This is a genomic window from Anaerococcus sp. HMSC075B03 (assembly GCF_001815585.1).
Classification (GTDB): domain Bacteria; phylum Bacillota; class Clostridia; order Tissierellales; family Peptoniphilaceae; genus Anaerococcus; species Anaerococcus vaginalis.
The window spans coordinates 97422-104454 of sequence record NZ_KV821172.1 but is presented as its reverse complement, the minus strand read 5'-3'; the positions used below and the strand labels follow the sequence as shown (position 1 = coordinate 104454).

6 protein-coding genes are annotated in these 7033 nt (G+C 28.4%); 4 read left to right on the top strand and 2 right to left on the bottom strand.

Annotation, left to right across the window (positions count from 1 at the left end; all coding sequences use genetic code 11):
* Window positions 1-155: 155 nt before the first annotated feature.
* From mprF to HMPREF3045_RS02885, 4 genes are all read left to right on the top strand, one after another.
* Window positions 156-2660, top strand: a complete 2505-nt coding sequence (gene mprF / locus HMPREF3045_RS02900) for a bifunctional lysylphosphatidylglycerol flippase/synthetase MprF (RefSeq protein WP_070737009.1) — start codon at window positions 156-158, stop codon at window positions 2658-2660.
* Between the two features lie 92 nt (window positions 2661-2752).
* Window positions 2753-3271 carry a peptidylprolyl isomerase gene (locus tag HMPREF3045_RS02895; RefSeq protein ID WP_070737008.1) on the top strand — a complete coding sequence of 173 codons (519 nt, stop codon included), beginning with the start codon at window positions 2753-2755 and terminating at the stop codon, window positions 3269-3271.
* Window positions 3272-3361: 90 nt separating this feature from the next.
* Complete coding sequence (locus HMPREF3045_RS02890; protein WP_070737007.1) at window positions 3362-4423, top strand: guanine permease; 1062 nt, start codon at window positions 3362-3364, stop codon at window positions 4421-4423.
* A gap of 8 nt (window positions 4424-4431) precedes the next feature.
* Window positions 4432-4968 carry a phosphoribosyltransferase family protein gene (locus HMPREF3045_RS02885; protein ID WP_004838171.1) on the top strand — a complete coding sequence of 179 codons (537 nt, stop codon included), beginning with the start codon at window positions 4432-4434 and terminating at the stop codon, window positions 4966-4968.
* A gap of 63 nt (window positions 4969-5031) precedes the next feature.
* Here the strand turns inward: HMPREF3045_RS02885 and HMPREF3045_RS02880 are convergent, their stop codons facing one another.
* Together HMPREF3045_RS02880 and HMPREF3045_RS02875 are read right to left on the bottom strand one after the other, a co-directional pair.
* On the bottom strand, window positions 5032-5589 hold the full coding sequence (locus HMPREF3045_RS02880) for a manganese efflux pump MntP (RefSeq protein ID WP_070737006.1): 558 nt from the start codon (window positions 5587-5589) through the stop codon (window positions 5032-5034).
* A 78-nt stretch (window positions 5590-5667) separates the two neighbouring features.
* Window positions 5668-6993: a S41 family peptidase gene (locus HMPREF3045_RS02875; RefSeq protein WP_070737005.1), complete on the bottom strand. Its 1326-nt coding sequence runs from the start codon at window positions 6991-6993 to the stop codon at window positions 5668-5670.
* Between the last annotated feature and the right edge of the window lie 40 nt (window positions 6994-7033).

Genomic DNA, 7033 nt, shown 5'->3' with positions numbered 1-7033 from the left:
AGTAAGAGAAGGTGGAAGAACAGTTGCATCAGGAGTTGTTTCTAAAGTTATAGCTTAATTTAGCTAAAAATTTGAAATAAAATACTTTCATTAAAAGGCGGGGAAGTCCCCGTCTTTTTTTAAATATTATTATTGAAATTTTATGAGGAAATTAAATGAAAGAAAAATTGAGTAATTTTAAGGAAATATTTAAGAAAATATTTTTTATATCTGTATTAATTCTTGTAATTGTAGAATTTAGAAAAATATCCAAAGAAATAAAACTTGAAGATGTAAAATTTATTTTTTCTAGCTTATCGGTTATTACATTACTTTTTATGGGAATCTATGGAATTTTTGCTAATATTCCAGCAAGTTTGTATGATTTTATTTTGAATGAAGAGCTTGAAAATAATTATGATAAAAAATACATAGGAGAAACTGGATTTTGCATTAATAATTTTAATGATCTTTTGGGTCTTGGTGGATTTATTTCTATTGGACTTAGAACAGCTTTTTACGGTAAGGGACATGAAGCTACAAAGCTTGTGAAAAAAATTTTACAACTTTTGGTATTTTTACCATGTGGTTTATCATTTTTTTCTATTATTTCCTTAATTTCTTTAATGTTTCACTCAAATCCAAATTTACAAAGTTATACGCTTTTGCTTGTTGGTGCAAGTTTGTATATTCCTTTTGTGTTGGCTTTGTCTTTTTTTGGAAAGATTAAATTTTCTAGAAAAAATCAAATAAAATTATTTTTAATCTCAATTGCTGAGTGGTTTGGAGTTATGAGTGCCTTTGTGGTTATTGGGTATTTGATGGGAATCAAATTTGATTTGATAAGCTTATCAACTTTGGTCGTTGCGGCAAATATTGTAGGATATATTTCTATGATTCCTGGTGCCATCGGTTCTTTTGACCTTATAATTTTATTTGCTTTAAAAAGTCAGGGTATAAATCAAGAATTGGCACTTGCTTGGATTCTTCTTTATAGAATGTTTTACTATATTGTTCCATTTTGTCTTGCTTTTGTATTTTTTACTAAAAATTTTACAATTGCTTTTCAATTTAAGGAATCTGCTTTTATAAAAAGACTTTTCAAAAATATTCTTTTGGTTTTGAATACTTTTTTGTTGTATATTTTTGGACTTTTTATGATTTTGGCTGCAACCTTGCCAGATAAGGCTTATGGTGGAGGTATTCTTACAAAATTAAATCCTATAAGAGCATCAGCTATTTATCAGTTTCCATCTCTTCTTTTTGGATTTATATTTATAGTTATGGCAAGAGCTTATATTTCAAAACAGAAAAAATCTTTTCTTTTAAATACCATAATGTTAATTCTTGTATTTTGCTATACTTATATAACTGATTATAGTTTATCTACTCTTATTTATATTTTTATAATGTTTGTAATTAATCTACTTACAAAAGATGAACTTTATACTAAGCAATTTATTTATGCTAGCGAAGATAGGTTTATTGATTTGCTTTTGACAAATTTTATGCTCATAGTTTATGTAGGGAAAATTTTGAAACGTGGCTCTATCATTGATGTGAATATTAGTGAGGCTAATGATTTTATTCTGATTCCTTTTGAGTATAATTTTATTTCAATAATTGCAACTATATCAATAATTTATTTTCTCGTTTATCTTTTGGTTAGGAATTTGCAAGGGGCTAGGTTAAAAGTTGGGGAAAAATTTGATTATGATAGGTATATAAATTTACTTAAAAATCAGGGCGGTTCCAAAGAAGCTTTTCTTTCTTTTTTGGATGATAAGGATCTTTATTGGTTAAAAAATGATGAATATGATTTGGCTTGTCTTCAAATTAGGACTGTGGGCGATAAGGTAATTGTCATGGGGGATCCTATTGGAAATGAAAAATATTTTGATGAGCTTTTGGAAAAATTTATTTATGAAACTGATGATTTAGGTTATAACATTGTTTTTTATGAAATAAATAAAGATATAACAATGAAAGTCCATGAATATGGTTTCAATTTTATGAAATTTGGCGAAAGTGCAAATGTAAATCTTGAAGAATTTAATCTTGATGGCAAGAAAAAGAAAAATCTAAGAAAAACTATAAATAAACTTGATAGAGATGGATATAGTTTTGAAATTTTACAAGGACCGTTTGATGGAAAAACTATAAAAAGACTTCAAGAAATTTCTAATTCTTGGCTTGGAGAAGGCAAAGAAAAGGGATTTTCTTTGGGATTTTTTGACAAAGATTATTTGAATAACGGAGATATTGCTGTAATAAAAAATCCTAATCAAAAAATAATTGCTTTTGCAAATTTATCGCCAATATATGTAGAAAATTGGGCAACAGTTGACCTTATGCGTTATGAAGAAAATGTTGATGGCTTGATGGATTATTTGTTTATAAATATTTTCACGTATTTGAAAGAAAATAATATCAAATATTTTGACCTCGGCATGGCCCCACTTTCAAATGTAGGAGTTATGAGACATTCATTTTTGCAAGAGAGAATGGTATATACGATTTTTAAATTGGGCGATCATTTTTATTCTTTTGAAGGGCTAAAGGCTTACAAAGATAAGTATGCAAGTTTTTGGGAAGAAAAATATCTTTCCTACTCTAGGGGTTCATCTTTGATTTTTTCTGCAATGACCTTATTTTATGCTATAAATAAAAAGGCGAAATAATTTTGTGGCAAAATCAAGGATAATAGTATAATAAATTATGAATTTATACAGAAAATTAAATTCTAATAAAAATAATTTTAAAGGAGAAATAAATGGAAAATCCAATAGTTACATTTGAAATGGAAAATGGTGCAATCTTTAAAGCTGAATTATATCCAGAAATTGCTCCAAATACTGTAAATAATTTTATTTCATTAATAAAAAATAATTTTTATGATGGGCTAATTTTTCACAGGATTATAAAAGATTTTATGATTCAAGGGGGAGATCCACAAGGAAGTGGAATGGGTGGCCCTGGATATGCTATAAAAGGAGAATTTTCTTCAAATGGTTTTGAAAATAATTTGCTCCATGATAAAGGAGTTTTATCAATGGCAAGATCATTTATGCCAGATTCTGCAGGAAGCCAATTTTTTATAATGCACAAAAAAAGTCCACATCTTGACGGAGATTATGCAGGATTTGGAAAAATAATTGAAGGCATAGAAGAAATTGATAAAATTGCAAATGTAAAAACAGATTATAATGACAGACCTCTTGAAGATGTAAAAATTAAAAAAGTTACAGTTGATACAAAGGGAATTGATTATCCTGAAGTTGAAAAAATGTAAATTTAAGGCAGATTAATTTCTGCCTTTTTTTATTTTATAAATATGGTATAATTTTATTCGGATTTTTAAAATAAATTTTTAGGAGGTCTTATGACTTTTAATGACATTATGGCAGCCTTGGGTGTAGTAATTAATGGAATTCCCCAAGCACTTTTGGCACTTTCGGTAGGTTTTTCTGCATTTCCAACTTCGCTTGGTTTTGCTGTGGGAGTAGTTGCTTGTATGCTTTTGCAATCTCCAATTCCAATTTCTATGCAAGCTGAAACAATTGCCCTTGCAGGATCTTATGGCGATAATATTAGGGAAAGATTGTCGGTTGTATTTTGGGCAGGAATTATTATGTCCATACTTGGAATTACTGGTAGCTTAAATTTTATTGTTGATTTGGCTGGAGTTTATGTATTAAATGGAATGATGGCAGGAGTTGGATTGATTCTTGCAAAAATTGCAATTGATGGACTAAAACTTGAAACAAAAATGGTAAGTTTAATTTCTATAATTTCAGCCCTTATAACATATTTTGTTTCTGGAAGAAATCTTGTTTACACTATTATAATTTCTGTTGTTATTTCTTCAATTTATGCAAATATTATGAAAATGGAAATAGGAAAAGAGATTAAAAAAGAAGAAAGAAAACTTTCTATTAAAAAACCTATTTTAAATAAAAAAGTTATCAGAGGTTCTTTATCTCTTGCTTGCCTTACAATTGGTGCAAATATTGCCTTTGGAAATATTACAGCATCTCTTGGAGATGGAAATTTAACTGCAAATATTGACCATTTGACAATTTATTCAGGTCTTGCTGATTCTGTTTCTTCACTTTTTGGTGGAGCACCAGTTGAGGCTATAATTTCTGCAACAGGGGCAAGTGATAATCCAATTAATTCTGGAGTTTTGATGATGGCAATTCTTGGTGTAATAATGTTTATGGGATTTTTGCCAAAACTTGGAAAATATGTTCCAGGAGAATCAATCCATGGATTTTTATTTGTACTTGGCGCTCTTGTAACTGTTCCAACAAATGCAAATCTTGCTTTTGCAGCAGGAGGCGATACAATATTAGTTGCAGGTATAGCTATGGCAACAACTGCAGCAAGTGATCCTTTTATGGGACTTGTAGCAGGAGTAATTCTTAAATTTATAATTTTATAGGAGATTTTATGGATTATTATAAATTAAATGTGTGTGGAGTCGAAAGAAATTTGCCAATAATACAAATATCAGATAATTTAAAAATTGCATCATTTGTTTTATTGGGAGATACAGAGCTTGCAACAAAAGCAGGATATGAATTAAGTAAAAAAATTGATTGCGATATAATTCTTACAGCAGAGGCAAAAGGTATAGCCCTTGCACATGAAATTGCAAGAAATATTGGAGAAAAATCATTTGTAGTTGCAAGAAAATCACAAAAATCCTACATGGAAAATCCTGTAAGTGTAGAAGTAAATTCAATTACAACAAAAAATACCCAAAAATTATTTTTGGATTTTAAAGATGTAGAAAAAATAAAAGGGAAGAAAGTAGCCCTAGTTGATGATGTAATTTCCACAGGAGAATCTATAAAAGCCTTAGAAAATCTTGTGAAAAAAGCAGGAGGAGAGGTTGTTCAAAAACTTGCGATTCTTGCAGAAGGAGATGCAGCTAATAGGGATGATATAATATTTTTAGAAAAACTTCCAATTTTTGAAATTTAATATAAAAATGAGAAGAAAAACTTCCATAAATTGGAAGTTTTTTTAATTGCAAATAAAAAGCACTTATTGTAAAAATAAGTGCTCAATTAGAATTTTTGTTCCTAATAAAATTAAAATTACTCCACCAATAAGCTCTGAAATTTGTTTGCTTTTCATGCCCAATTTATTTCCTATTTTAAAGGCTATTGATGAGAGAATAAAGGTTGTTATTCCTATTATTGTGCTTGAAGAAAATATATTTACATTCAAAAATGCAAAGGAAACCCCAACTGCCATTGCATCAATGCTTGTTGCGATTCCAAGTGAAAATAAAGATTTTAAGCTTAAGCCGTGGCTTATTTCGCAACTTGCATCTTTTGATTCTCTTATCATTTGAAAGCCAATTATAAATAATAAAATAAAGGCAACCCAATGGTCAATTGCTTTGATTGAATTTGCAAAACTTGATGCTAGAAAATAACCAATTATTGGCATAAGTGCTTGGAAAATTCCAAAACAAAGTCCAATGCTTAGGGTATTTTTTATGTTATTTTCTTTTATTTGAAGACCTTGACAAATGCTTGCTGCAAAAGCGTACATACTAAGTCCGATAGCTAAAATTAAAATTGAAATAAGACTCATTACTACTCCTTTTTTTCGGAAAAAATTTATCAACGAAGAAACTATACTTGATATTTTTATATAAGCAAATAGAAGGCCTTAGCCTTCTATTTCTATAATTTTTTGTATTATTGGTTGGTCTTTTATTTCATCAAATCTATTTGAATCTATATTTATGTCAGGATTTGTTTTTTCTATTTCGTTTATATATCCTGATTCAGTCACTCCGATTTCTTTTGAAAATCTCAATACATATCCAGAATTTGGCAAATCAATTTGCAAGGGGTCAGTTCCAATTCCATCTCCCTTGCTTTGGCTTCCTACAATTGTTGCAAGTTTTGTTTCTTTGCAAAAAGATGCTAGCATTTCTGCTGATGAAAATACTGACGAATCTATAAGAAGATAGATGTTTCCTTTGAATTTTATGGAATCTTCGCTTGGAATTATTTTTGCAGGATAATTTGTGTAATAATCAAATTTTGAAAGTATCTGTTTTGTATCATTTGAAAAATTACTTGCATTTAAAAATTCGCTTACGCCTTCTTTGTATTTTTCTTGGTTTATTACTTTCTTATTTAAATCTCCTTTTTTGATAAAAGAATAATAACTTGTAGAATATGGCTTATCTATAATTTGTGGAAGAAGAAAATCTTGCCAATATCTAGAATCGCCACCAGTATTTCCTCTTATATCAATAACTAGAGCTTTTTTGTTTTTTATTTTTTTTAGATAGGCTTTCAATTTTTTTCGGTCATAATTTGAATAATCATAATTTACCATTGAATTAATTTTTAAATATCCTATCTTATCATTTATATCTTTAGCTTCAATATTGTCTGTACGAATTTCGTTTGAATTTTCTTTTGCCTTTCCTAAAATATTATTATTTTTATTTATTTTAGCTTTTGTTTCATACTGGTTGTATTTCAAATAATCATTTATTTTTTTATTATCTAAATTGTACCTTCTTCTTACATTTTCCTTTTCATAAACATGGCTTATATAATGACGCCAATCATTTTCTGGCATTTTGTAGTAGGTTATATACATTTCAACTGCCTGATTTTGGTCAATTATTTGGGTGTGGTCGTTATTTAGCTCATACAAAATTTTATTCATTCTCAAGCCAAAGTCCACATCATTTTTGGAATTTTCTATATATTTTTTGAAAGTATCTTTTTTTTCTAACCAGTCAATATTATTAATTTTCTTATTTATGTCAAAATAAGGATAATAAGTTTCTAAAATATTGTAGGCAAATTCAAAATCTTCTATATATTGTTCCTTTGTCAAATCTCTCATCTTTTTTTCTTCCAAGCTTGGAAGATTTATTTTTTCGGCATTTTTTGGACTTGTAAAATTCAAAAAAGCTAAAATAAGTAAGAGTGAAATTATAGCAAAGGGAAAAAGTCTTCTTTTTTTCATCTAATTTATCCTTTCCTAATTAATTATAACAAATAAAAAT

Bases quoted from the DNA above. Each gene is read 5' to 3' on its own strand.
- HMPREF3045_RS02880 (WP_070737006.1), bottom strand. From the start codon at position 5,589: ATGAGTCTTATTTCAATTTTAATTTTAGCTATCGGACTTAGTATGTAC.
- HMPREF3045_RS02875 (WP_070737005.1), bottom strand. From the start codon at position 6,993: ATGAAAAAAAGAAGACTTTTTCCCTTTGCTATAATTTCACTCTTACTT.
- mprF (WP_070737009.1), top strand. From the start codon at position 156: ATGAAAGAAAAATTGAGTAATTTTAAGGAAATATTTAAGAAAATATTT.
- HMPREF3045_RS02890 (WP_070737007.1), top strand. From the start codon at position 3,362: ATGACTTTTAATGACATTATGGCAGCCTTGGGTGTAGTAATTAATGGA.
- HMPREF3045_RS02895 (WP_070737008.1), top strand. From the start codon at position 2,753: ATGGAAAATCCAATAGTTACATTTGAAATGGAAAATGGTGCAATCTTT.
- HMPREF3045_RS02885 (WP_004838171.1), top strand. From the start codon at position 4,432: ATGGATTATTATAAATTAAATGTGTGTGGAGTCGAAAGAAATTTGCCA.